Source organism: Anaerotignum lactatifermentans, assembly GCF_016902535.1.
Taxonomy (GTDB): domain Bacteria; phylum Bacillota; class Clostridia; order Lachnospirales; family Anaerotignaceae; genus Anaerotignum; species Anaerotignum lactatifermentans_A.
Genome location: NZ_JACSNY010000004.1, coordinates 60,398 through 84,026, shown reverse-complemented (window position 1 = coordinate 84,026; position 23,629 = coordinate 60,398). Strand labels below are relative to the sequence as shown.

At 48.2% G+C, this 23,629-nt stretch carries 21 protein-coding genes, 1 pseudogene and 1 riboswitch; of the genes and pseudogenes, 8 read left to right on the top strand and 14 right to left on the bottom strand.

Going from position 1 to position 23,629, the window contains the following annotated elements; translation table 11 throughout:
• Positions 1-47 precede the first annotated feature (47 nt).
• Positions 48-1,526 carry a stage IV sporulation protein A gene (gene spoIVA / locus H9X84_RS04430; RefSeq protein WP_205133139.1) on the bottom strand — a complete coding sequence of 493 codons (1,479 nt, stop codon included), beginning with the start codon at positions 1,524-1,526 and terminating at the stop codon, positions 48-50.
• Between the two features lie 148 nt (positions 1,527-1,674).
• Here spoIVA and H9X84_RS04425 point away from each other — a divergent pair, with 148 nt between their 5' ends.
• The 4 genes from H9X84_RS04425 (at position 1,675) to H9X84_RS04410 (ending at position 5,622) form a co-directional block, all read left to right on the top strand.
• Positions 1,675-2,358 carry a TraX family protein gene (locus H9X84_RS04425; protein ID WP_205133140.1) on the top strand — a complete coding sequence of 228 codons (684 nt, stop codon included), beginning with the start codon at positions 1,675-1,677 and terminating at the stop codon, positions 2,356-2,358.
• A gap of 93 nt (positions 2,359-2,451) precedes the next feature.
• Positions 2,452-3,810 carry an MATE family efflux transporter gene (locus H9X84_RS04420; RefSeq protein WP_205133141.1) on the top strand — a complete coding sequence of 453 codons (1,359 nt, stop codon included), beginning with the start codon at positions 2,452-2,454 and terminating at the stop codon, positions 3,808-3,810.
• A gap of 141 nt (positions 3,811-3,951) precedes the next feature.
• Positions 3,952-4,689, top strand: coding sequence for a DUF4367 domain-containing protein (locus H9X84_RS04415; protein WP_205133142.1), 738 nt, complete (start codon positions 3,952-3,954; stop codon positions 4,687-4,689).
• Between the two features lie 180 nt (positions 4,690-4,869).
• Positions 4,870-5,622, top strand: coding sequence for an IclR family transcriptional regulator (locus H9X84_RS04410; RefSeq protein ID WP_205133143.1), 753 nt, complete (start codon positions 4,870-4,872; stop codon positions 5,620-5,622).
• Positions 5,623-5,733: 111 nt separating this feature from the next.
• Here H9X84_RS04410 and megL read toward each other — a convergent pair whose 3' ends face one another.
• Complete coding sequence (megL, locus tag H9X84_RS04405; RefSeq protein ID WP_205133144.1) at positions 5,734-6,936, bottom strand: methionine gamma-lyase; 1,203 nt, start codon at positions 6,934-6,936, stop codon at positions 5,734-5,736.
• Between the two features lie 150 nt (positions 6,937-7,086).
• On the opposite strand from megL, the pseudogene H9X84_RS13255 reads away from it, so the two are divergent.
• The 3 genes and pseudogenes from H9X84_RS13255 to H9X84_RS04395 form a co-directional block, all read left to right on the top strand.
• Positions 7,087-7,287 (top strand): annotated as a pseudogene (locus H9X84_RS13255) (LysR family transcriptional regulator); the annotation flags it as partial.
• Positions 7,288-7,383: 96 nt separating this feature from the next.
• Positions 7,384-8,061 (top strand): LysR family transcriptional regulator substrate-binding protein, encoded by a 678-nt coding sequence (locus tag H9X84_RS04400; RefSeq protein WP_330634402.1) that lies wholly within the window; start codon positions 7,384-7,386, stop codon positions 8,059-8,061.
• 103 nt (positions 8,062-8,164) lie between these two features.
• Positions 8,165-10,051: an LTA synthase family protein gene (locus H9X84_RS04395; RefSeq protein ID WP_205133146.1), complete on the top strand. Its 1,887-nt coding sequence runs from the start codon at positions 8,165-8,167 to the stop codon at positions 10,049-10,051.
• A 372-nt stretch (positions 10,052-10,423) separates the two neighbouring features.
• Here the strand turns inward: H9X84_RS04395 and H9X84_RS04390 are convergent, their stop codons facing one another.
• Positions 10,424-10,771, bottom strand: coding sequence for a DUF1622 domain-containing protein (locus tag H9X84_RS04390; protein WP_205133147.1), 348 nt, complete (start codon positions 10,769-10,771; stop codon positions 10,424-10,426).
• 261 nt (positions 10,772-11,032) lie between these two features.
• Positions 11,033-11,428: a hypothetical protein gene (locus H9X84_RS04385; RefSeq protein WP_205133148.1), complete on the bottom strand. Its 396-nt coding sequence runs from the start codon at positions 11,426-11,428 to the stop codon at positions 11,033-11,035.
• Between the two features lie 573 nt (positions 11,429-12,001).
• Here H9X84_RS04385 and H9X84_RS04380 point away from each other — a divergent pair.
• Positions 12,002-12,670, top strand: a complete 669-nt coding sequence (locus H9X84_RS04380; protein WP_205133149.1) for a Crp/Fnr family transcriptional regulator — start codon at positions 12,002-12,004, stop codon at positions 12,668-12,670.
• Between the two features lie 103 nt (positions 12,671-12,773).
• Here the strand turns inward: H9X84_RS04380 and H9X84_RS04375 are convergent, their stop codons facing one another.
• The 10 genes from H9X84_RS04375 to glyA all read right to left on the bottom strand — a co-directional run bounded on the left by H9X84_RS04375 (position 12,774) and on the right by glyA (position 23,567).
• Positions 12,774-13,289, bottom strand: a complete 516-nt coding sequence (locus H9X84_RS04375) for a folate family ECF transporter S component (RefSeq protein ID WP_205133150.1) — start codon at positions 13,287-13,289, stop codon at positions 12,774-12,776.
• A gap of 197 nt (positions 13,290-13,486) precedes the next feature.
• A riboswitch (THF riboswitch) is annotated at positions 13,487-13,585 on the bottom strand.
• 93 nt (positions 13,586-13,678) lie between these two features.
• Positions 13,679-14,266 carry a 5-formyltetrahydrofolate cyclo-ligase gene (locus tag H9X84_RS04370; protein WP_205133151.1) on the bottom strand — a complete coding sequence of 196 codons (588 nt, stop codon included), beginning with the start codon at positions 14,264-14,266 and terminating at the stop codon, positions 13,679-13,681.
• Positions 14,263-15,057: a formate/nitrite transporter family protein gene (locus H9X84_RS04365; protein WP_207750529.1), complete on the bottom strand. Its 795-nt coding sequence runs from the start codon at positions 15,055-15,057 to the stop codon at positions 14,263-14,265. Before H9X84_RS04365 ends, H9X84_RS04370 begins: the two co-directional genes overlap by 4 nt.
• On the bottom strand, positions 15,041-16,351 hold the full coding sequence (locus H9X84_RS04360) for a bifunctional folylpolyglutamate synthase/dihydrofolate synthase (protein ID WP_205133152.1): 1,311 nt from the start codon (positions 16,349-16,351) through the stop codon (positions 15,041-15,043). Before H9X84_RS04360 ends, H9X84_RS04365 begins: the two co-directional genes overlap by 17 nt.
• On the bottom strand, positions 16,341-17,192 hold the full coding sequence (locus H9X84_RS04355; RefSeq protein WP_205133153.1) for a bifunctional 5,10-methylenetetrahydrofolate dehydrogenase/5,10-methenyltetrahydrofolate cyclohydrolase: 852 nt from the start codon (positions 17,190-17,192) through the stop codon (positions 16,341-16,343). Before H9X84_RS04355 ends, H9X84_RS04360 begins: the two co-directional genes overlap by 11 nt.
• Positions 17,189-17,812 carry a cyclodeaminase/cyclohydrolase family protein gene (locus H9X84_RS04350; RefSeq protein WP_205133154.1) on the bottom strand — a complete coding sequence of 208 codons (624 nt, stop codon included), beginning with the start codon at positions 17,810-17,812 and terminating at the stop codon, positions 17,189-17,191. Before H9X84_RS04350 ends, H9X84_RS04355 begins: the two co-directional genes overlap by 4 nt.
• 23 nt (positions 17,813-17,835) lie before the next feature.
• Entirely contained in the window at positions 17,836-19,515 is a 1,680-nt protein-coding gene (locus tag H9X84_RS04345) for a formate--tetrahydrofolate ligase (RefSeq protein WP_205133155.1), read from the bottom strand.
• A 331-nt stretch (positions 19,516-19,846) separates the two neighbouring features.
• Positions 19,847-20,581, bottom strand: a complete 735-nt coding sequence (locus tag H9X84_RS04340; protein ID WP_205133156.1) for a response regulator transcription factor — start codon at positions 20,579-20,581, stop codon at positions 19,847-19,849.
• Between the two features lie 18 nt (positions 20,582-20,599).
• On the bottom strand, positions 20,600-22,075 hold the full coding sequence (locus H9X84_RS04335; protein WP_205133157.1) for a histidine kinase: 1,476 nt from the start codon (positions 22,073-22,075) through the stop codon (positions 20,600-20,602).
• Positions 22,076-22,310: 235 nt separating this feature from the next.
• Positions 22,311-23,567 carry a serine hydroxymethyltransferase gene (gene glyA / locus H9X84_RS04330; RefSeq protein ID WP_205133158.1) on the bottom strand — a complete coding sequence of 419 codons (1,257 nt, stop codon included), beginning with the start codon at positions 23,565-23,567 and terminating at the stop codon, positions 22,311-22,313.
• Between the last annotated feature and the right edge of the window lie 62 nt (positions 23,568-23,629).

Sequence of the window (23,629 nt, the reverse complement as noted above, 5' to 3'; positions counted from 1 at the left end):
GCTATCGCTATTATTTACCACATAGCTTCTGCTTTTCTGTTTTCCCCTCAGAGGATAATGCAGATCAGGCCGCCGCTCCCCTCATTGACGATCCGCTGCAAAGTCTCCTGCAGCTTCATCTGGGCATCCTCCGGCATACGGTAAATCTTGTTCTGCATCCCGTCGTTGACCATAGCACTTAATGTTCTTCCGAAAATATTCAAATCCCAGATTTTTTCCGGTTCTTCCTCGTAATCCGCAATCAGATTGTCAATAAACTCATGGGACTGTTCCTCGTTGCCGATGATAGGAGAAACCTCTGTTTCCACATCCGCCTTAATCAAGTGGATAGATTCTCCTTTCGCCCGCAGCTTGATGCCATAACGGCTACCCTGTTTGAATACCTCCGGTTTTTCCAGTGTAATCTCCTCAAAAGCCGGGGTCACCACACCATACCCCTTCCGCTTTACGTCCTGCAAAGCGCCGGAAATCTTATCATACTCTTTTTTGATGGCGGAAAGCAGTTTGATGGTCTCCACGAGAGAATAGTCGTTTTCAATAGGCAGATCCACCGTTTCGCTGAGCACCTTATAAAACAGCCCATCATCAAAGGCCAGACCGATTTCCGCCGCTCCTTCCCCCGGCAGGATCTTATCCGTATAGGCTTTCTGAATGGTCTCCCCTTTTGTCATTTCCTCAATGGCCGCCGGAATATCCTCCAGCTTTTCTGTTTTTTCCATCACCTGCTTCAGGGAAGAAATCAGATCCCGTTTCAGCCAGTGATCCTGCTCCAGTGTCTCCACCCAGCCCGGGAAATAGAACCGCAGTTCCTTCATGGGAAATTGATACAGAACACGCTCCAATATTTTTTGAATGTCCTCTGTTTTCAACTGGGCCACATTGACGGCCAGCACCGGCACACCGTATTTTTCCTCCATCTCTGCCCGCATCTGCGCTGTTTCCGCGTCATACGGCGCGGCTGTATTCAGCAGCACCACAAAGGGTCTTCCCAGTTCCCGCAGTTCCGATATTACCCGTTCTTCTGCCTCCAGATAGTCCTCTCTGTCCAGTTCTGTCACACTGCCGTCGGTTGTCACCACAATACCAATGGTAGAATGATCCGTAATGACCTTCTTTGTTCCGGCCTCCGCCGCCTCCACAAAAGGCATGGCTTCCTCCGACCATGGTGTATGCACCATGCGGGGCAGGTCTCCATCCATGTGTCCCTCCGCCGCCGGCACCAGATATCCTACGCAATCAATCATGCGTACCCGAAAATCTGTTCCGCCTTCCAGCGAAACGGGGATGGCCTCATTTGGCACAAATTTGGGCTCCGTTGTCATAATATTTTTTCCGGATGCCGACTGGGGCAGTTCATCTCTGGCCCGTTCCCTGGTATAGGTATTTTCAATATTGGGAAGCACCAAAAGATCCATAAACCGCTTGATAAACGTGGATTTCCCTGTCCGTACCGGGCCTACCACACCAATATAAATATCCCCGTTGGTCCGCTCCGCGATGTCTTTGTAAATATCAAATCCCGCCATATGTATCCCTCCTGTTAAATCGTATCCATACAATGCAGTCTATGCTTTTCCGGAATGGAATAGAACCATCCGCATTGACATTCCCCTCCCCCTGTGGCATCATTATCTTAATGAGATTTTTACACCATCCAAAAGGGAGATGAACTCCATGGCGGTACTGAATGGCAACGCGCTGAAAATACTGGCGCTGCTTATCATGACCATCGACCATATCGGCTATATCTTATGTGACAACTACATGCCCTTTCGTATCATCGGCAGAATCGCCTTCCCGATCTTTGCCTATATGATCGCGGAAGGCTGCCGCTATACCCGCAACAGAAAACACCATCTGCTATTGATCCTGGGACTGGGAATCCTCTTCCAGCTGGTGCTGTTTCTTGTGGAGGGCAGTCTGGCACAATGTATTTTTATCACCTTTTCTTTCTCCATGGCCCTGATTTTTTCCATGGATTTCGGCCGCAGCCACAAAGGTCTGCCTGCGAAACTGCTCTTTCCTCTGTGTATGGTCACAGCTTATTTTTTCTGTGAGATTCTTCCGCTTTGTCTGGGAGATTACGATTTTTCCGTTGACTACCACTTCTTCGGGGTACTCCTTCCTCTGTTTATCTATCTGGGCAATACCAGAGAACAGAAGCTGCTTCTGGCGGCCATCGGCCTGGTACTGGTAAACCTCCAATACGGCGGTATACAATGGTTCTCTCTGGCGGCGCTTCCTCTGCTGGCCCTCTATAATGGACAAAGAGGCAAGTGGCGTCTGAAATATTTGTTTTATATCTACTATCCCCTGCATCTTTCTGTGATCTGGGGCATAGACTATATCCTCTCATAAGGCTTCATCAGGAAAACAATCGAATCGAACCCATAAAAACAAGGCTCCCTCCGATTGCTTTGGCACATGCAGAACAGCAAAGGAGATGTTTTCATGAATACCATACAGGACAGGACCGAGATATTCGAGCGGATGCCCGTGCGGCAGGCGGTCTGCCGTCAGATTTTCCCCGCCGTAGCGGCACAGATGATCGCTCTGGTCTATAATCTTGCGGATACGTATTTTGTTGGGATGCTCAACGATCCCCACCAGACAGCGGCGGTCACCATTGTGGCACCCGCTTTTGTCATGCTTACGGCCATTTCCAATCTGTTTGGCGTTGGCGGCGCTTCCGCCATCGCCCGGGCTTTGGGCAAAAAGCATACCATGAAGGCGAAGCAGATGGCATCGATTGCCTTCTGGTTTGGTCTGGCTGGGTCCATTCTCTTTTCTCTGCTTTTCTTTTTACTGGCAAAGCCCCTGCTGTCTCTTTGCGGCGCCACAGAAGAAACCTTCGACATCGCTTTCGCCTATGCCAAATATGTAGTGATTCTGGGCGGCTGTCCTACGGTACTGAATACCCTTCTGGCAAACCTGATCCGCTCCGAAGGCAGCGCCGCAAAAGCATCCTTTGGCGTTTCTCTGGGCGGACTTGTCAATATTGTACTGGACCCCTTATTTATCCTGCCCCAGTTCGCTGGTCTGGGGGCCGTCGGCGCCGGTATGGCCACAGCCTTATCCAACTGTACAGCGCTGGTCTATTTCCTGATTTTTCTTTACCGCCAGAGAAAAAACACCGTCATTCGCATCCATCCAAAATCCCTGCTTTTTACGAAGCGTTATCTGCCTTCCATATTGTCCATCGGCTTTCCCTCCGCGGTGCAGTACGCCCTGACGGTGGTAGCCGTAGCGGCCCAGTCGAAATTCGTTTCCCATTACGCCACAGAGGCAGTTGCCGCTTTGGGCATTGTCAAAAAGCTGGATCAGCTGCCTTTATATTTTTCCATTGGTGTTGCCAGCGGACTTCTGCCTTTGCTGGCCTATAATTATTCCGCTGGGAACCAGAAACGGCGGCAGGAAGCCTTCCGCTTCGGTGTAATGATCTCTCTGGGCTTTTCTCTGCTCTGTCTGGTGGCTTACGAAATCTTTGCGCCCCAGCTTGCGGCATTGTTCATCAATGATCCGGCAACGGTAAATTACAGCGCGTCCTTCCTGCGGCGAATGGTAACGGCCATGCCCATGATGTCCATCTGCTATCCTATGATTATACAGTTTCAGGCCATGGGCAAGGTACGGGAATCCCTGTTCGCCTCTATCCTGCGAAAAGGTGTGCTGGATATTCCCCTGCTGGCACTGATGGATCATCTTCTGCCCTTATACGGCTGCATGTGGGTACAGCCCATTGTGGACTCCATTTCTCTGATTGTGGTATTGATTTTCTACCGGAACCTAAAACGAAAAGAAGCTGTCTGAGCATTTTCAACCGTCCTGGTTCTTCAAAAAATATTTTTTGAAGAACCAGGACGGTTTTTTGATACTGCTTTACAAAATCACCCCTTCCCTCTATACTGAAATCAAAGGTATTGTTTGACAAGCGAAAAGGTGGGAACATAGATGATGAAGAAAAGTTTGAAATGGATCGTACTCCTTGTGATTGTGGTTTTTGCGGCTGTACTTTGGCTCTCACAAAATCCGAAGGAAGAAAAGACTGTCTGGCGGGAAATCACCGCGGAGGACAAGGATGCAATCAGTGAAGGCTTTGCGGAAGCTGCGCCTTCCCTCTTTTATTTCCCGGAACATATCCCACAAAATTATTCTCTTCGGAGTGTAGAGCTGCGCTCTGGCCAACAGGATGGCTCAGAGATCATAGAATGTTATTTCGAGGATCTGCATTTCAAGAACGATTCCGCCTTTTTCGGCGGGCTTTCTCGGCTGTTTCGGGCGGAAAATATCGAATCGGACTCCCTTTGGTTCCAACAATCCAATGACGAAACATACAACCTGAAATATGACATTTCCAATTCCGAGAATGTTACAGAAGAAGACGGCTATTATTTCCAGTATGGCGAACTGGAAAATGTCGTGTGCTGGACAAAAGGCAGCCGTATGCTGTTCCTGCGCGGGAATTTATCCCAGGAAGATATGATGTCTATTGCCTTTTCGGTCTCTACCTATCTGGATAACCGTCCCGCGCCTGACGTAGAGGATTGGACCGTTGCGCTGGATGAGGATAAAACCGTAGGCGGCTCTGTGCTGGTCCATGACGGAATCAGCTATACTTTGACGGAGGAGGAATACCTGCGCCTGAAAGAGGGAGAGGCCCCGGATACCGTTCTCAGCGGCAGAGGATAAAACAGAATAACCAAAAGCGGAAAAACGCAGAAAGCCTCCTTATCGGAAAGCGGCTGGCGCCGGAATCCTTACAGGGATTCCGGTGATTCCGGTGTTTTTTTGCTCACAGGCTGTCAGAAAAAAATTGACGCTCTTTCCGCTGACTGCTATACTGAACACAGACAGAAAGGGGGAAATCCCATGGATCAAAAATATATTTTAAGCTCTCTGGACAACGCTCTGGGCGTGCTCCAGCTATTTATTTCTCACAATGAACTGAATGCCGGGGAGATCAGTTCTCTCTCCGGTTTGAATAAAAGCACCGTATTCCGTATTCTGGCTACATTGGAAAACAGAGGATATCTTCTGCGGAAGGAAGGCGGCCGTTATGCCCTCGGTCTGAAGCTGTTTACTCTGGGACAGCTGGTATACAGCCGTATGGAGCTAATCTCTATCATTCATCCCTATCTGGAAAAACTGTCCCGTCTGGGAGGAGAGACCAGCCATCTTTCCATGATGGATGATGCCACGCACATTGTCTTTCTGGATAAAGTGGTCAGTTCTTCCCTGCTGCGGATGGATACACCTCTGGGCTACCACCAGTTTGCCCACCTAACAGGAACCGGCAAGGCCATCCTTGCCTTTGAGACGGAACGAGCCATCCGTCAATATCTGCGTATGGCGGATTTTCCCCAGAAAACAGACCGTTCCATTCCGGGGGCAAAGGAATTTCTGGCAGTACTGGAAGAAGTTCGTGCTCAGGGCTATGCCAGCGACAGTGAAGAATGTGAGATCGGCCTGACCTGCTATGCCGTACCCGTTCTGGACGCTTCCGGCTATCCCATCGCCGCCATCAGTTCTTCCGGTCCTACCAGCCGCATGACGGCCCGGAAAGAGGAGCATATCCGCTATTTAAAAGAAATCGCCGGAGAGATTCATCAGATTTTATCCTGATAAAACCATAAATAAAACGAAAGCGCTTTGCTTTCCACACACCAAGCAGAAATATGATAGAACAGCAAGCAGCAAAAAAGCACGGGATTCCCGTGCTTTTTTATGTCTCTTTTACCAGGTCAGCTGATCCAGCCCCTGTTTCAGATCGGCAATAATGTCCTCTACATTTTCCAGACCAACGGAAAGACGTACCAGTCCTTCTGAAATGCCAACTTCTTCCAATTCCTCCGCGCTGTAAGGGGAATGTGTCATAGAGGCAGGATGCTCGATGAGTGTTTCCGCATCCCCCAGACTTACGGCCAAAGCGCACATCTCCAGGCTATCCAGCAGCTTCGCCCCATTGGCCCGTCCGCCTTTGACCTCAAAGGAGATCATAGCACCGGGTTTGAGCATCTGTTTTTTCGCCACCTCATAACCGGGATGCTCCGGCAGACCGGGAAAACTAATGCTTTCCACAGCGGGATGGTCCTTCAAAAATTCCGCTACCTTCTGGGCAGATTCACAATGGCGGTCCATACGGATCTCCATAGTCTTTAAGCCCCGGAGAATCAGGAAGGACTCAAACGGCCCCAATACAGAACCGGTCATATCCTTAATGCCGAAAAGTCTTACTTCCGCGATATAATCGGCTTTGCCCACAACCACGCCAGCAATAACGTCGCCATGGCCGTTGAGGTATTTTGTAGCGGAATGTACCACCACATCTGCTCCCAGTTCCAGAGGACGCTGTAAATAAGGGGTAGCAAAGGTATTGTCACATACCACCTTGATTTCCGGGTTAAATCCATGCACCAGATCGGAAACGGCGCGGATGTCTGTAATTTTCAGGTTCGGGTTAGCGGGTGTTTCCAGATAAACTACTTTCGTATTGGGACGCAGCGCCGCCTTCAGCGCCTCCAGATCGGAGGTATCCAGGAAAGTCACTTCCACACCGTAGCGAGAAATGCCATGGGAAAGATAAGCAAATGTACAGCCGTACAGCGTACCATCGGCAATAATATGATCCCCCGCTTTGCAGATGGTCCAAAGAGCGGAGGTAATGGCGCCCATACCGGAGCTGGTCACTGCCGCCGCCTCGCCGCCTTCCAGATTGGCGATCTTTTCTTCCAGTACGGAAGAGGTGGGGTTGCCCAGACGGGAATAAATGAAGCCGCTTTCTTCGCCGGCAAAACGATTTCCGCCCTGTTTGCAGTCCTCAAATACAAAGGTAGACGTTTGATAAATGGGTGTTGTCAAAGCACCATACTGTGTGTCCTTTTTGTTGCCCGCGTGGATCGCTCTTGTACCAAAACCATATTCCTTTTTCATTTCCATAAATGCAAACCTCCTTTGATCTCTTTTTCATGATCTTGTCTGATTTCATTATAGCTTTCTCCCAAAAAATGTGTTAATATGTATTTCAAATGATTGGTTATCGCTAAAACAGATAGCAAAATTACCAAATAAGTCAATTCTGTTCATCATTTTTTACAGCGGATCAGGAGGGATTCTATGACATTTCAACAATTACAGTATGTTCTGGAAGTAGCCCGCTGGGGTTCCATCAATAAAGCCGCCCAAAAGCTGTTCCTTTCCCAGTCCAACATCAGCAGTCTGATTAAGGAACTGGAGGAAGAACTGGGGGTAGAGCTGTTCAAGCGCACCAATCGAGGGGTTGCCATCACCAACCATGGCAAGGAATTTCTCAACTACGCCCGCCCCCTTGTGGAACAGAAACGGCGTCTGGAGGAGCTGTATACCCGCCAGAATACAGAACCTGCCATGTATTTTTCTGTATCCGGCCAGCATTACCCCTTTGTGGTAGACGCTTTTCTCCGGTTTTTTCAGGAAAAAGCGTCGGAACGCTGTGTCTTTCACATGATGGAAACGGACATGGATCAGGTCATTGAGGATGTATTTCAAAACCGCAGCGAACTGGGTATCCTGTTTATGTCGGAACTGACGGAGGGCTTTATCCGCAAGGAACTGAAAGCCAAGGGAATCGCCTTTCATCCATTGGAAACCCTGCGGCCCAGAATCTATTTCAGCAAGGATCATCCGCTTGCCACTCGCAAAAGCGTCTCTCTGGAGGAAGTCAGCGGTTATCCTATGATCGTTTTCGAGCAGGAAAGCGGCGTAGGCATCGACTACGCGGAAGAGGTGGCTCTCCATGATCTGAAGCAGGCCGACCGTATCATTTACATTAAGGACCGTTCTACCTTCTATAATATTGTGGAACACACCGATGCTTTTTCCATCGGCACCGGTCTTCTGCCGCCGGGTTTTTCCAGCAGACACGTGATCTCCCTTCCCATTGAAGGCGATCCCCAGATGATGCAGCTGGGCTGGATCAAACTCAAAGGAAAACCTATGACAGAGGAAATGACCCGTTTTATCGAGCTGACAAAGGAAGCCCTGGAAGACGCCAAAAAGCTTCTGGAGGAACCAGCGCCTTTATAGACCTTCTCTTTTCCAAAAAAGGAGCAGTTCTGATTGAAAAGAAATTTTACTCATGTTAAAATAAAGTATTCAGGGTAAATTTTTTCTAAAGAGGTTATGCGTCATGAAAAGTATCTCAAAACTGAAACGAAATATCCGGTCTAAACTTCGGGAATCTTCCCTTTTGCGGGGTCTGTTGTGGGTTTTGACCCTATGTTTCCCCCTTTGGCTGACTTTGACAGCCAATTTTATCTCCTTTGGCTCTCTGGACAAGCTGGGAACGCTGCTGACACACCAGCCAAGAGCCTTTCTCTTTGGCGCTGTCCTGATCTATCTGTTTTATTTCGCCTGGGTTTTTCTTTTCCGGCGGTTCTCCACAGCAGCAGGCATCACGGCTTTTGTATTTACGCTGCTGCCTATGATCGACCATTTTAAATGCGCCATCCTTCAGGATCATTTTTATCCCTGGGATCTGACGCTGGCACAGAACGCCGGTTCTTTTACGGAGTTTTTAGGCTCCATTTCTTTTCCGGCATCCTTTATCCTGTTGATTTTGATTCTCATACTGTACTGGCTGGTACTGAATCTGGCCCGGCCCATGCTGCCCAAATGGGGAAAGAAACGATTCATCGGCGTGCCTGTATTCGCCTTGGCTTTATTTGGCCTTCTGACCAATACTACCCTGCGGAACAGCTACGAGCCTGTTTTCTGCATCTCGATCCACGAAGGCATGGACCAGGATACCATCTACGACACCTACGGCTTTCTCTGCGGCTTTGCTCTCAACTGCGGCACAGTAGATACCCTGCGGCCTCAGGATTACAGCCAGCAGACCATAGAGGAAATGTTTGCTCAGTATGTTCCTGCGGAAACAGGCAGCGAGGATTTCCAGAATCCCGATGTCATTGTCGTGCTTTCCGAGGCTTTTTGGGACCCTACTAAGCTGGAAGGTGTTACCTTCTCCGATGACCCTCTGAAAAATTACAGAGCCATCGCGGCGGAGCACCCCAGCGGGGAAATGGTTTCCTGCACCTTCGGCGGCGGCACCGTCCGGCCGGAATTTGAAGTTCTTTCCGGAATGTCCACCAGCACACTGCCCTCCGGCAATATGCCCTACCAGCAGTATTTGAAAAACAAGACCTTTGCTTACGCGCAGATGTTCAAAAGTATGGGGTATGACACGCTGGGCATCCACACCTACCAGAAAACCTTCTACGAACGGGACCGTACCTATCCTCTTATGGGCTTTGACGATTTCCTGGGAGAAAACGATATGCACGCGGAACTGCATTGGAACAGCGGGCCTTATATTACCGACGAAACCATTGCCGAGGAAATCATCTACCAGTTGGAACAGCCCCACGAAACCGGTCTTTACCTGACGGCTATCACCATGGAAAACCACAGTCTCTATACAGACAAGTTCGATGCGGAGGACTGGGATATCCAGGTCAGCGGTGAAAATCTGTCGGAGCAGGATGTGATCTCTCTCCAGAATTACTGCAAAGGGGTCAAGGATTCCGACGCCGCCCTTGGAACGCTTTACGAATATATCATGCAGAGGGAAAAGCCTACAGTGCTTCTGTGGTACGGCGACCATCTGCCTACATTGGGAGATAACTTCGTGCCTTATACCACCACCGGCACCATCCAGGCCGATAAAGCGGCACAGTGGACAGAGGAGGAAAAATATACCATGTTCTGCACTCCCTATCTGATCTTTGCCAATTACGATACCGGCAAAGAATACCGGGCAGAGGGTGAACGCGTTTCCCCGTACCTGCTGGAGGCGCTCCTCTGTGACTATATCGGCGCGCCGGCCTGCCTCCAGACCAATTTCCTGCTGGATGTCTATGAGACCTGCCCTGTGTTCAGTTATTATTATCAGCTCTATTCTCCCGAAAGCACCGAAGAGGAACGGGAAGAAATTCAAAAGCTCCATCGGTACCTCACCTATGATGAACTGATCGGGGAAGGCTATCTGAACAAAATGCAGGGATTTGATTTTTAATTTTCCTCTATAAAAAAGAAGCGACCTTAGTGGCATCTTCATATGAAAACACGTATTGCCGGAGTCCTTTAACAAAAAGGATTCCGGCAATTCAATTTAAATCGGAATTGTTTTCTTATGAAGACAGCCGTTGCATTTCCCCTTAAAAAAACAGGAAAAAACGTGGTTTCCTTCAGGGGAGTCTGGCTTTCCCTCTTTCCTATCAAAAAAATAAATCGCTGGAATTCCCCTGTCACACAAAGGATTCCAGCGATTTTCTTTTGCTCATTTTTCTTTGAAAAACAATCGGGATGGCTTTCTGGAAAAGCAGCACAATATCATAAATCCTTAAAAAGCCTGCCGCTGATTCCCATTTGGCATAAAACCATACCTCTACCAGATGGTCTCATGCTCCTTTTTGGCCTTCTCCTCCGTCCGCTCTGTCTTGATGGACCACTGGATCAGGAAGGACAGCGCCGCCCGCAGCACGATAATACACCCTACCAGCGCGATTTCGGAAAAATCCCGGACAATGACGGTGCGCAGGATCTCCCCGCCCAGCTTGAATTCCAGCGCCATAGCCATGACATGGTAAAACTTCATTCTGGCGTCGGGGTCCTTTTTGATATAATTCACCAGAGCCCGCATGGCACCTTCCAGCAAAATAATCACGCCGATGAATTCTAACAGAATACTGGAAAATTGAATGATGACAGATAAATACTGATATAAGGTATCCATGGACACACCCCCATATTCACTTTTCAAAACAGTATTCATTTCTTCGATTTCCTTTCAGGAAAAAATGATACTGTTAAGAAAACGAAGAATATCCCCTTTTTCTTTATTATATCAAAAAGAAATATGGCTGTAAATGTCGAAACCCCCTGATTTTTCAACAAGTTTCTTTTTTGGAAAAATTGTTTTTCTCAAAAAAACAGACGGTTTTTTTGAAAAAAACCGTCACACAATAAAACTGAATATTTTTTTTATTATGCAGATTTAATGTGTAATCCCCGAAACCATTTCCTCTGGCCGCATTACTTCTTCTTTCCGCTGTTCCAACAGCCCATAAACCTCCTCCTGTTCTTTAAGCACCCGACGCATGTCCGCCAGTGCCTCATCCACCCACTGAACAAAGACACTAAAGGAAATGTTTCTGGCCTCTTTTGGAAAACACTGTTCAAAGCGATCATACACCTGCCGCAGCTTTAAGAGGCCTGTACCGTCACCTAGCTGACGCTCCGCCTCCATAACGGCAACGAATATCCATCCCCTGATTTTTCTTATCCGTTCCTTTCCGGGCGGCATTGTCAACCGAAAACACACCAGCCCCAGCACAAAGCCAAGGAATACGCCAGCCGCCAGAAAAAACCAATCCTCCATAACCATTGTCAAAATCCTTCCTCTCCTTTTCGGCTCCTTCCAAAATATATGCTTTATTCCATTGGCTCATGCTATTGGTGGAAAAATGGCGGCAAATACATGTTTTCTACTGTTTTTTACCCGAAAAAGGCTGATTTTATCGCAAACATTTATACGGTTATTCTTAAGCATCTGTTAAGTTTCTATTCATAAAATGGACACATTTGTCCGCTATACTGTAGGAGAAGTCAAAAGGACGCCCCCTTTTACTTCCCGCCTAAGATCGTTTCCCCGAGCGGTCTTAGGCACCCCTTCCCATAACGAGAAGAATACTCTCTTATGAAATAACTTTTTCATTTTTCTTATGAAGCAGGGGAGCGGAAACGCTCCCCATATTCCAAAGATTACTGACCTATATTTGGTTTGACATAGTACATACCCCTCCCCTTTCGATCAAATATCGAAAAAAGAAAAAGTCCCTTTTGGGGCTTTTCTTTTTGCACCTGAACACTTTGCTTCTCATAAAATATCTTACCCTTCTTTTTCCTTGCCAAAGATCTTTCTCCCTGCTACACTGGATTTAGAACAAAAACCGAGGTGACCAAAATGAAGGAACAAATCCTTTGCTGTCTGGAAAGCTTCCCCTTCTGGCCCCATCTGCGGCCGGAGGAAAAAGAGCTTCTCCTGCAAAACGCTATGATCTCCAAATACCCACAGGGCGCTCATCTGCACGACGGCTCAGAAGAATGCGCAGGGCTGCTCTATATCATATCCGGCCAGATTCGTGCCTATCTGCTTTCCGAGGACGGCAGAGAAGTCACTCTGTACCGCCTGTTTTCCGGGGATACCTGTATCCTTTCCGCTGCCTGCGTGCTGGATGCCATCACCTTTGATGTTTCCGTAGACGCGGAAGAGGACACAGAGCTGCTGGCCATCAGTGCCGCCGTTCTTCGAAAGCTGGCCCAGGAAAATATTTATGTGGAAGCATTTAATTATCATATGGCCGCGGACCGTTTTTCCGACGTCATGTGGGCCATGCAGCAGATTCTTTTCATGGGCATGGATAAACGCCTGGCCATTTTTCTTTCCGATGAAATGGCGAAATCCGGATCTAACGAGATCCGTATGACCCAGGAACAAATGGCAAAATATATGGGCACTGCCAGAGAGGTCGTCACCCGTATGATTAAATATTTCTCTCAGGAAGGCATTGTGGAGACCTTCCGGGGCGGTATCCGTGTACTGGATAAGAAAAAACTGCGCAGCTATCTGTAATTGTTCTGATTTTTCCGCAAACAAAAAGAGGCAGAAACCCTTTGATCCATTTCAAAAGTTTCTGTCTCTTTTTTTCGGAAATAACTATTTTTCTCCAACCATCTTATCCACGGGAGGCATGGGGCAGTCTCACCAAAACACCTGTCATGCTGCGGATTACCACGGATTCCACGATCCCCATGACAACGACCTGGAATATTCTGGTATAGAGCAGCGGGAAAAACGGAGATCCATATAACACTGAAATCCAAAATGTATTCAGCAGCAGAGATCCTACAAATTCCGTCAAACATACCGCCAGAAGGATTCGTTTCCAATCCTGCTTTTTATGAAGAAGATATCCGTAGGTCAGCCCTACCAGAAACGCCGTAACCGTAAACCCGGGGAAATAAGCGCCAATGGGAAACATGGTCGCTCCCAGCAGATCCCCCAGCGCCCCGACAATAGCCGCCTGCAACGGTCCCATATAGATCGCCGCCGCTACTACCGGCAAAAAGGCAAAGCCAATCTTCAGATTCCATGCCGCTATGGACAAAAATCTGGATAGGATGATGTTCATGGCAATCAGTACCGCCATAAAAACCAGCTGCTGTGTAGAAAAACGCTTTTGTACCGTCATACATAAAACCTCCCTTTTGCGGTGCCTTTTTTAAAGTGGCACCTTGTTATACTACTTTTTTCTCTTACGCAAATACGTCATCCTTTCGATCCGAAAAAGCAGTATTTCCAAAGCTTCTTTCCCGGAACAGCCCCATCCAGATATGGCCGCTGGGTTCTGCCGGAAAGACGCTCCAAAAGAGAGCTTCCTTTTGGACGAACAGCGGGATGCAGAAACCACAACGCAAGAAGCTTTCTTTTCGTTCTCTGACAACTCCCCGTCCATGAGACACTTAACGCGCGGTTTCCTACTCTGTATTTGCACAAAAGGCGTTTCCGCCCCTTGCTGATGGTATTCTAACATGCGCCCTCTTTCCCGTATATGCTCATTTTTGATGGGAAAGAGGGTGTTTATTTCTCAAAATGACCCTTTTTTACTGACATAATTTCCTTTTCCGTAATTACCCAGTCCATTTGGGTGTCAAAGGGTTCTATGGCCGTTTCCTCCAACAAAAGTTCCTCCCGACAGATCACCGCCGTAGGGAAATTCGTTCCTTCCAGATAGCGGTCGTAATAACCGCCGCCATGCCCCAGCCGGAACCCTTTTCTATCACAGGAAAGACAAGGGATCACACCAAAGTCGATCTCTTCCGGCGCCACCAAGGCACAATAAGCCTTTGGCTCCCGGATGCCGTACTGTCCCGCCTCCAAATCCCGCAAGGAAGAAACCTCGTAGGCCGCCATGACACCTTTTTGCCCGCATCTGGGCACCACAACACGCTTTCCGTCTTTCCACGCCTGCTGCAGAAAAAAATCCGTGTCGATCTCCTCTGGCATGCTGACAAAACAAAAGATGGTTTTTGCCCGCCGGTACGCAGCCAGAGACAGCAAACCCTCACAAATCTTTCTGTCTTCCGCCTCCCAGGATCTGAGGGCCATCATTTTCTGTTTCTCCTTGACCCATTTGCGCTGGGCCTTTTTTTGTTCTTTCACACTCATGTTTGACTCTCTCCCTTGATATACACCAGATAATAAATACCGGCTACCAGCAAAGCGCCGCCAAGAATATTGCCGATGGTGACAGGCAGCAGATTGGAAAACAGAAAGCCCGACCACGTCAGACCCATGCTTTGGCCTGCTTCTCCCGCGGAAAATATGCCTGCCGGAATATAATACATATTGGCTACGGAATGTTCATAGCCGGATGCCACAAACAAAAAGATCGGAAAAAACAAACCCACAATCTTATCCACCGCCGTTTTCCCAGCAAAGCCCATCCATACAGCAATACATACCAGAAAATTGCAGAAAACGCCCAAAAGCAGCGCCTCTCCAAAGGTATGGCCGCATTTTGTCACAGCCGTCTGTATAGTCAGTTCCAACAGCGCTCCCTGGAACAGCTGCGTCTGCCCTCCTGCATATACGCCCCAGGCCACAAAAATTGCTCCGACAAAGTTGCCCAGATATACAATGATCCAGTTGCGAAGCATTTTTTCCGCCGAAGTCCTTTTGCCCAATACGGACAGCAGGATCAGGCAGTTGCCTGTAAACAGTTCACCGCCCGCAATTACCACCATAGCCAATCCAGCGGGAAAGATCACGCCGGCGGCAATCTTAGCGGCACTGCCGTTTTCCATCAGACAGGAAACCGTATTGGCCCCCACCGCCCCTAGAGCAATAAACATTCCTGCCAGCACTGCCAGCAGGAACATTCTGCCCGCAGGCAGCGACGCTTTATTTTTTCCAATTTCCAAACAATGATTTGCCACTTCCTTAGGGCTGTTGATCATCACAACCGTCTCCTTCCTTTTCCAGGCAGTCAATGACCTCTCCGATGTAATACAGAGAACCGAAAGCGCAAGTGACTCTGTTTTCTTCTTTCGCGGCCTTTTGTGCCGCCCGCACCGCCTCCGGCACGGAGGGAAAGACTTCTGCCGAAAAGCCTCTGCCTTGCAGCAGCTCCGCCAGTTTTTCTCCCGCCAACGCTCTGGTACTATGAGGAGTCACAACATAGAAACGCTCTGCCTGGGGCTCGATCAGATCCAGCATCTGCGGATAGTCTTTATCCGCCAGAACTCCCAGCACAAATATTTTTTTCTGATTTGGGATGAGCTGCCGCAAACTCTCCGCCAATACAGATACGCCCTGTGGATTATGCGCGGCATCCACCAGAAAAAGCGGATGTTCTTTTCTGACTTCCAGCCGACCCAGCCATCTGGCTTTTTCCAGCCCGGTCCTGATCTTGTCTTCCGGAACTTTCCACCCCCGTTTCCGCAGTGCCTGCGCGGCAGTAACTGCTGTAATAGCGTTTCTCATCTGGTACAGGCCCAGCATCCCTGTTTTAAGACAATGATGCTCCCCAAAGGAAAAAACCTGCCCTTTTTCTGTCATATCTTCCATTTTCCCTTCGAAAACAGGAGCAATATGTACCGGACAATCCAACGCTTTTGCCGCCGAAATCAAGACCTCCATAACCTCTTTTTCCTGGTCATAGAGCACCACTTCGCAGCCGGGCTTGCAGATGCCCGCTTTTTCCGCCGCAATTTTTTCCCTGGTATCACCCAAAATATCCGTATGGTCCAGACCGATGGCTGTGATAACAGCTACTTCTGTATTTTTTACCACGTTGGTGGCGTCCAGACGTCCCCCCAGACCCGTCTCCAACACAACAATATCACATTGCTTCTCATAGAAATACAGAAGCGCCAAAGCTGTAACACGTTCAAAAACCGTAGGATACAGGCCTTTTTCTTCCTGTACCCGCTTTTCCGCCTTTTGCAGTCTTTCGCAAAGGGAAAGAATCTCGTTCTCTGAAATTTCCACTCCATCTACCTGTATTTTTTCCGAAAAATGCAGCAGATACGGTGAAGTATACATTCCTGTTCTGTATCCGCTTTCCCGCAGGATACGTTCCAAAAAGGCCGCTGTGGACCCTTTGCCGTTGGTACCGGCGATATGCACGAATTTCAGCTGATCCTGCGGGTTTCCCAGCGCTTCCATCAGCGCCTGAATATTTTCCAGACCAGGATCAGGATTCATGAAATTCGGCGTGTCCAAATATTCCATACATTCCTTAATTTTCATAGAGCAGCTTCGCCGCCTTTACTACGTGAGCCGCCAAAACAGTAGAAGTTACGGAACCCACGCCGCCGGGTACCGGCGTAATATATTCTGTAACAGGCGCAACCGCGTCGAAATCCACATCTCCATGAATCTTGTCGTCTTCGCCAATATTGATGCCGACATCAATGACCGTCGCACCGGGAGAAACGTGTTCCAGACGAATCAGTCCTTGCTTGCCTGCCGCTACAACAATAATTTCCGCATGCTTACATTCTGCCACCAGATCTTTGGTATAAATATGGCACTGCACACAGGTAGCGTTCCGGTTCAGCATCAGCAAAAACAGAGGACGGCCCACAACCATGCTGGCGCCGACAATGGCAACCTTTTTCCCTGTCAAGTCGATGCCAATATGGTCAATGATCCGCATAACCGCCTCCGGAGTACAGGGAGGAAACGCCGTATCATCACCGATCATAACCTTATACATATTGATGGGGCTGATGGCATCCACATCTTTTCTGGGATCAATGACTCTGCTGATCTCCTTTTCATCCAGCTGTGCAGGCAGAGGGCGAAGAAGCAGAATCCCATGGACATCCTTGTCCTCATTGATCTTCCGAAATTCCGCCAGAAAATCTTTCTGGGAAATATCCTCAGGGAATGTAGCATAGGTCACCTGAATGCCAACACTTTCCAGTTTTTTCGCAGCGCCCTTGCCATAGGCGATACAGCTGGGATTATCCCCAACCCGCACGATCTTTGCGCAGGGATGAATCCCTTTGGCCTCCAGCCGAGCCACCTCCTGCCGCAGCTCCTCCATCATTTCTTTTACGACATCAGCGCCCTTTACTACTGTCATCGCAATTCCTCCTCTACCTGATTATAAATCCTGTCTGCCAGTTTTTCCGCTTCCTCACGCATCCGCAGCGCTCTCTGCTCGCATACCGCGGCATAGCCTCTCTCCTTCATCAGACGGGTATTGGTAAATACATTTACCGCTGCCCCCTGCGCCGCCGCTTTTAAAAATACGGCGCCCACTGCCGCATCGCTGATGGCCAGCCGACTGCCTTTTTCTCCCATTTCTTTCAGCAGCCCCAAGGCAAACAGACATTCCTCCATAATTTCCAACGGTACGGCACAGGCGCCCTTGAGCGCCTGTTCCATAACCTGTGCTTTTTCTTCCTTTTCTTCTTGCGTATCCTTGGGCATACCATAGGCTTTTGACAGCGGCAGGAAGGCATCGGCATCGGCTTGTACCAAATCCATCAGCCGTTTTCCGGAATCCTCCAGCAGCATCAGCAGCCGCTGAATTTCCTGTTCCACATCCGCGTATTTTTTCTTTCCCGTCGTCAGATTTCCTACCATACTGCCCAGCGCAACGCCTAAGGCTCCGCCCAATGCAGATGCCCCGCCGCCGCCGGGAGCCGGTGCCGCCGACGACAGTTCCCGTAAAAATTCCTTACAGCTTTTCTCCAGCATATCGTATCCCTTCCCATCCTTATTTAGAACAAACCGGAAATCTTTCCGTTCTCATCCATGTCAATCTTTTCCGCAGAAGGTACCTTGGGCAAACCGGGCATTGTCATAATATCTCCGGTCAGCGCAACGATGAACCCAGCGCCTGCGGCTACTTTTACGTTACGGATCGTTACGGTGAAGCCTGTGGGACGGCCCAGCTTTGCAGCGTCATCAGAGAAAGAGTACTGTGTTTTTGCCATACATACCGGCAGATTGCCGAAGCCCAGATCCTCCAGCTTCTTGATTTCCTTTGCCGCTGCGGGACTCAGTGTAATACCGTCGCCGCCATATACCTTTGTAACGATGGTATTGATTTTTTCCGCGATGGGCATTTCATCGGGATACAGCAGATGGAAGTTATTTTCGCCCTCTTCTGCCAGACGAACGACTTCTTTTGCCAGCGCTTCGCCGCCTGCGCCGCCCTGTCCCCAAACATCGGACAGTGCTACGTTTACGCCCAGTTCCTTACATTTCTTTTCGATCAGTTCCAGTTCCTCCGCGTCATCTGTGGGGAATTTATTGATAGCTACCACTGCGGGCAGACCATAAACCTGTGTTACATTTTCAATATGTTTCAGCAGGTTAGGCAGACCCCGCTCCAGCGCTTCCACATTTTTGCCGGCCAGATCTGTTTTTGCTACACCGCCATGCATTTTCAAAGCTTTTACGGTGGCTACGATCACAACGGCGGAAGGTTTCAAACCAGCTTTTCTGCACTTGATATTGATAAATTTCTCTGCACCCAGATCTGCGCCGAAGCCCGCTTCCGTTACGACATAATCCGCCAGCTTCATAGCCAGTTTTGTCGCCATAACACTGTTGCAGCCATGGGCAATATTCGCGAAGGGACCGCCATGGATCAGCGCGGGATTGTGTTCCAGTGTCTGCACCAGATTTGGATTGATGGCATCCTTTAACAGTGCCGCCATAGCGCCTTCCGCATGGAGCATACCAGCGGTAATAGGCTGTTCATCTCTTGTGTAACCGATAATAATGCTTGCCAGACGCTGTTTCAGATCACTGATGCTGTTGGACAGGCAAAGGATCGCCATGATTTCGGAAGCTACGGTAATATCATAACCGTCTTCTCTGGGGACGCCGTTGACTCTGCCGCCGATGCCGCAGACAATATTGCGCAGCTGTCTGTCATTCATATCCACAACACGTTTCCATGTAATTCTCCGGCAGTCGATCCCCAGTGCATTGCCATGGAAAATATGGTTGTCGATCATTGCCGCCAGCAGGTTGTTGGCTGCGCCAATGGCATGAAAATCGCCTGTAAAATGCAGATTGATGTCTTCCATAGGAACTACCTGTGCATAACCGCCGCCGGCCGCGCCGCCCTTTACGCCGAATACAGGACCAAGGGAAGGCTCACGCAGCGCCATAATGGTTTTTTTGCCGATGCGGTTCAGTGCGTCACTCAAACCAACGACTGTGGTTGTCTTGCCTTCTCCGGCGGGAGTCGGTGTAATGGCTGTTACCAGAACCAGTTTCGCCTTATCTTCTTTTCCTGCCGCCAGTTTGTTGTAATTCAGTTTTGCTTTATATTTTCCATAAAATTCAAGATCATCGGAAGAGATCCCGATTTTTTCCGCTACTTTCTCGATGGGCCACATTTCTGTGCTCTGGGCAATTTCAATATCACTTTTCCATGCTGTCATTTTATCTTCCTCCTTATCTTTCTGCTGTCCGTGATGTAGACAGCTTCTTGCGGAAGAAGGCAAACATGAGAGGGAATCTGCTTTGCCTTCCACCGCAAAAATGTCTATCCACCGACAAAATACAGTTGTTTTCTTTCTGACATAACCTTACCATTCCTGAGAAAAGATTGATATTCTCATATTACTCCCTTTCATTTATCAATTTTGATTAGTTCCATTTTGTACAAATCCGCCTTTTTTCGGGCACAAAAAATGACCGGAACAAGACCTCCGGTCTTTGCCGTGGTCTGATGATCCGATCCTTCTTTTTCTCCTGAATGCGGCCTGCAATTCATATGGTCGGCGGTTCTTCTTTCTCCTTTTGGGCTTCCTTTTCCGGGAAAACGGGCTTTTGCGCCTTGCAATAAGCCGCCGGAGTCATCCCCTCGTAAAGCTTGAAGTATTTATAAAAATTATTCAGGCTTTCGTATCCCGTCTGCTCCGCCGCTTCTTTTACACTGACACCTGCGTCCAAAAGGGCGCAGGCCTTTTGAATCCTCACTTTATTGATATATGTAATCAGGCTGGAACCCGTATGCTTTTTAAACAGCCTAGCCAAATGACTGGGCGCGATGAAAAAATGCTCCGCCAGCTTGTTCAATTCGATTTTCTCCGCGTAATTCCCATGGACATACTCCAGAATATCATTGACGGTATCGTTATTGGTAATATGCCACCCCAACAGATTTACCACAGCCGTTTCCAGCTGACGATACTCTACCGGCTTTAGTATGATATCCTTCGCTCCCAAACGCAGAGCCTGCTGGGCATAGCGAAAGGATTCATAGGCCGTAATGATGATATACTGCTGATTAGGCCTTTCCTTCATCACCTCAAAACCATTTTTGACTGGCATTTGAATATCCAGAAAAACGATTTTCGGTGCGGTTTTATCAATGAGCTCAATGGCCTGTTGTCCATTATAGGCGATCCCCACCACATCTAACGGCAGGTTCTCCTTGTCGATAAAATACTGTATCATTTTCGCTACTGCCGGTTCATCATCCACAATAATCGTCCTTGTCATCTTCTCTTTCCCCCTTTATTACCGCCCTCCAAAATGATCTATGGGAAAAGCAACAGAAACAACTGTGCCCTCTTTTTTTCCCGATGTGATATCCAGCATAAAATCCGTATGGTAGGCAGATTTGAGTTTCGCGTAGATCAGAGACAGGCCATGTCCCGTGTTGTTCTCCAGACTTTTTCTGACTCTGTTTAAAGTAATATCATCCAGCACATTCCCATTGTTGTAAATTCTGATCTTCACATACTTTCCTGTTTTTTCCGCGTAAATATAAATCTTCTTTTTTTCTTCCACCACATCAAAACCATGGGTAAAGGCGTTTTCTACGATGGGCTGCAAGAAATTAAACGGCATGGAAATCGGATACAGCTCCTCCGGTATTTCCATCCGCACATCCAGCGTATCCCCATAACGCATTCTCTGCAGATTCAAATAGGTCTGCAAGTACTCCAGTTCCGCCGAAAAAGGCATAAAGCGAAGATCCGTCGCCATGGTATAGCGGAACATTTTGGACAGGTCAATAATCGCGTCATATAATGTGGGGTTATTTCCTTCCAGCGCCATGCTCGCCATAGAATTCAGCGTATTAAATAAAAAATGATGATTGATCTTCAGGTTTGTTACGTTTTCCTGGGCCACCGTCAGATTCATTTTCAGCTGCATCCGATCTGTTTCCACAGAACGCAGGCGCTCATCCTTTTGCATGATCTCCTCCCTTGCGGCATTAAAATAGCAGAACTTTACAATGCTTTCCACGATCTGCTGAAGTTTTTTCTGGATGCTGGCAAATGTTGCCGCCGGCGTAACGTACATACTGCTGTCAAATTCCGTTTCCGGCTCTGAAAGCAGTACATGTCCTCCGCGGATTACGCCAAGAGATTTATTGTTGTATACAATCTGTACCTGAACAATGGTCATACCATATGGACATTGGAACTGCATGCTTTTGGTATAGGAAAGCCCGCTCAGTTCCAGCTCCTGCAAGCAGGCGCAACCTCGTCTGTCCTGACTGGCCCGGCATTGGTGATTACAGAATTCAGAAAACTCTCCCCCCGCCGAAATGATATTCCACATGCTGTCAAAAATAGTAAAGGGGACAAAGGGACTGCTCAGCAGCTGTTCCCGAATGGCCTCCACCGCAGCATACAGCAGGTTTTTTCCATTGGTAACCGGTTCCTCATTTCCGGATAAAAAAATATCCACATTCTGAAATACAGGGTTAGATACCATCAATTCTCTGGTTTCTTCCTCTCCCGTGGGTACAGTTTCGTGTCTGGCATCCGCCGGCAGATAAAAGTGCATCCCTTTCTTGTATTCCAGCTTTTCTCCATTGATGTAGTTATAGAGCATTTGTTCATGTCCATAATGAATATGAGGGCGTATTCGTTTCCCAGGGGAGATCGTCGTAATCCCCACATCCATGTTTTGACGGAGATCATTTTTGTCTGAGGTGTGAAGCCATGCAACTTGTCCCCACTCCGTTTTCTGTATAAACATAATTCTCCCTCCTGCTATTTTTTTTACCTATCCTACGCCATTCTATACATTATGTCAACTACAAAAACAGGGATTACCGCCTTGCTTCCCAAGGCGGCTCTCCCTTGCTCTTTTTTGTCTAAAGTAATTTTAATATTTCTTCTTCCACAAATCTTGTTACAGACCAGTTCAGTATATTAGATTAAAATTCAATAAGTTGAACATCCGTAAATTCTCATAAAATTCTAATCAAATTTTAATCATCAAAGCTGCCTGCGGGATACAGAGGGAAGTTTTCGATCAGCTGCAGCACTCTTGCCTTGCAGTCTGCCAGAACTGCTTCGTCTTCCGGCGCGTTTGCTACATCGTTCATAATAGAAGCGATGATCTTAACTTCTTTTTCACGAAGACCTCTCTGTGTAATGGAGGTCAAACCGATTCTTGCGCCGCTGGTTACGAAAGGAGAAGCGGGGTCGAAAGGAATCTGGTTTTTGTTTACTGTAATACCGATGCTGTCCAGAGCGTTCTGGAGTACTTTACCGGAAATATTCTTAGGACGCAGGTCAACCATAATCAGATGATTGTCTGTTGTACCGCTGACAATACGGAAACCATATTTGCTCAGTTCTTCCGCCAGCAGTTTTGCGTTAACAACGATCTGCTGCATCAGTTCCTTAAATTCCGGTGTTGCCATATGCTTGAAGCACCATGCCTTGGCAGCCATTGTGGTCAAGTGCATAGAACCCAGAGAGCCGGGGAATACGCCCTTGTCTACTTTCTTTGCATGTTCTGCCTTGCAGAGGATCATACCGCCTCTGGGACCGCAGAAAGTCTTTGTGGTAGAGGATGTAACAAAGTCCGCATAAGGTACGGGGCTGGGAATTACGCCTGCTGCTACCAGACCGCTGACATGGGCCATATCTACCATGAAGTAAGCGCCTACTTCTTTGGCTACCTTGCTGATTCTTTCGTAATCAATCAGTCTGGGATAAGAGCTGCCGCCGGCGATAATCAGCTTGGGTTTGATTTCTTTTGCCTGTTTTTCCAGAGCGTCGTAGTCAATTTCTTCTGTTTCAGGATCTACGCCATATGCAGCGAATTTATATACTTTGTACAGGAAGTTTGCCGGGCTGCCGTGTGTCAGATGACCGCCCTGGTCCAGACGCATCCCCAAAACTGTGTCGCCGGGTTCCAGAATGGCCGCATATACGCCATAGTTTGCTGTCGCGCCGGAATAAGGCTGAATATTGACATGTTCGCAGCCATACAGCGCCTTTGCTCTTTCGATGGCCATTGTTTCCAGTTTATCGGCTACTTCCGCGCCAGCCTGGAAACGGGAACCGGGATAACCTTCCAGTGTTTTATTTGTGAAAACACTGCCGCTCAATTCCATAACTTCCAGAGGGACTGTGCTTTCGGAAGCGATCATTTCGATATTGTGCTCCTGGCGGTACAGTTCTTCTTCCACCAGCTGATAAAGTTCGGGGTCAGATACTCTTGTCTTAGGCAACATAATACAACACACTCCTTTACATGTTTGACTTTTGTTCTGTTTTTGATTACCTGTCATTTGGT

What these genes read in the sequence shown, in the direction of transcription:
- H9X84_RS04415 (WP_205133142.1), top strand. Translation starts at nt 3,952, where the DNA reads ATGATGAAGAAAAGTTTGAAATGGATCGTACTCCTTGTGATTGTGGTT.
- H9X84_RS04340 (WP_205133156.1), bottom strand. Translation starts at nt 20,581, where the DNA reads ATGACAAGGACGATTATTGTGGATGATGAACCGGCAGTAGCGAAAATG.
- H9X84_RS04360 (WP_205133152.1), bottom strand. Translation starts at nt 16,351, where the DNA reads ATGAAAATTAAGGAATGTATGGAATATTTGGACACGCCGAATTTCATG.
- H9X84_RS04425 (WP_205133140.1), top strand. Translation starts at nt 1,675, where the DNA reads ATGGCGGTACTGAATGGCAACGCGCTGAAAATACTGGCGCTGCTTATC.
- H9X84_RS04355 (WP_205133153.1), bottom strand. Translation starts at nt 17,192, where the DNA reads ATGACAGTAGTAAAGGGCGCTGATGTCGTAAAAGAAATGATGGAGGAG.
- megL (WP_205133144.1), bottom strand. Translation starts at nt 6,936, where the DNA reads ATGGAAATGAAAAAGGAATATGGTTTTGGTACAAGAGCGATCCACGCG.
- spoIVA (WP_205133139.1), bottom strand. Translation starts at nt 1,526, where the DNA reads ATGGCGGGATTTGATATTTACAAAGACATCGCGGAGCGGACCAACGGG.
- H9X84_RS04395 (WP_205133146.1), top strand. Translation starts at nt 8,165, where the DNA reads ATGAAAAGTATCTCAAAACTGAAACGAAATATCCGGTCTAAACTTCGG.
- H9X84_RS04380 (WP_205133149.1), top strand. Translation starts at nt 12,002, where the DNA reads ATGAAGGAACAAATCCTTTGCTGTCTGGAAAGCTTCCCCTTCTGGCCC.
- H9X84_RS04375 (WP_205133150.1), bottom strand. Translation starts at nt 13,289, where the DNA reads ATGACGGTACAAAAGCGTTTTTCTACACAGCAGCTGGTTTTTATGGCG.
- H9X84_RS04365 (WP_207750529.1), bottom strand. Translation starts at nt 15,057, where the DNA reads ATGATCAACAGCCCTAAGGAAGTGGCAAATCATTGTTTGGAAATTGGA.
- glyA (WP_205133158.1), bottom strand. Translation starts at nt 23,567, where the DNA reads ATGTTGCCTAAGACAAGAGTATCTGACCCCGAACTTTATCAGCTGGTG.
- H9X84_RS04420 (WP_205133141.1), top strand. Translation starts at nt 2,452, where the DNA reads ATGAATACCATACAGGACAGGACCGAGATATTCGAGCGGATGCCCGTG.
- H9X84_RS04410 (WP_205133143.1), top strand. Translation starts at nt 4,870, where the DNA reads ATGGATCAAAAATATATTTTAAGCTCTCTGGACAACGCTCTGGGCGTG.
- H9X84_RS04400 (WP_330634402.1), top strand. Translation starts at nt 7,384, where the DNA reads ATGTATTTTTCTGTATCCGGCCAGCATTACCCCTTTGTGGTAGACGCT.
- H9X84_RS04390 (WP_205133147.1), bottom strand. Translation starts at nt 10,771, where the DNA reads ATGGATACCTTATATCAGTATTTATCTGTCATCATTCAATTTTCCAGT.
- H9X84_RS04345 (WP_205133155.1), bottom strand. Translation starts at nt 19,515, where the DNA reads ATGACAGCATGGAAAAGTGATATTGAAATTGCCCAGAGCACAGAAATG.
- H9X84_RS04335 (WP_205133157.1), bottom strand. Translation starts at nt 22,075, where the DNA reads ATGTTTATACAGAAAACGGAGTGGGGACAAGTTGCATGGCTTCACACC.
- H9X84_RS04370 (WP_205133151.1), bottom strand. Translation starts at nt 14,266, where the DNA reads ATGAGTGTGAAAGAACAAAAAAAGGCCCAGCGCAAATGGGTCAAGGAG.
- H9X84_RS04350 (WP_205133154.1), bottom strand. Translation starts at nt 17,812, where the DNA reads ATGCTGGAGAAAAGCTGTAAGGAATTTTTACGGGAACTGTCGTCGGCG.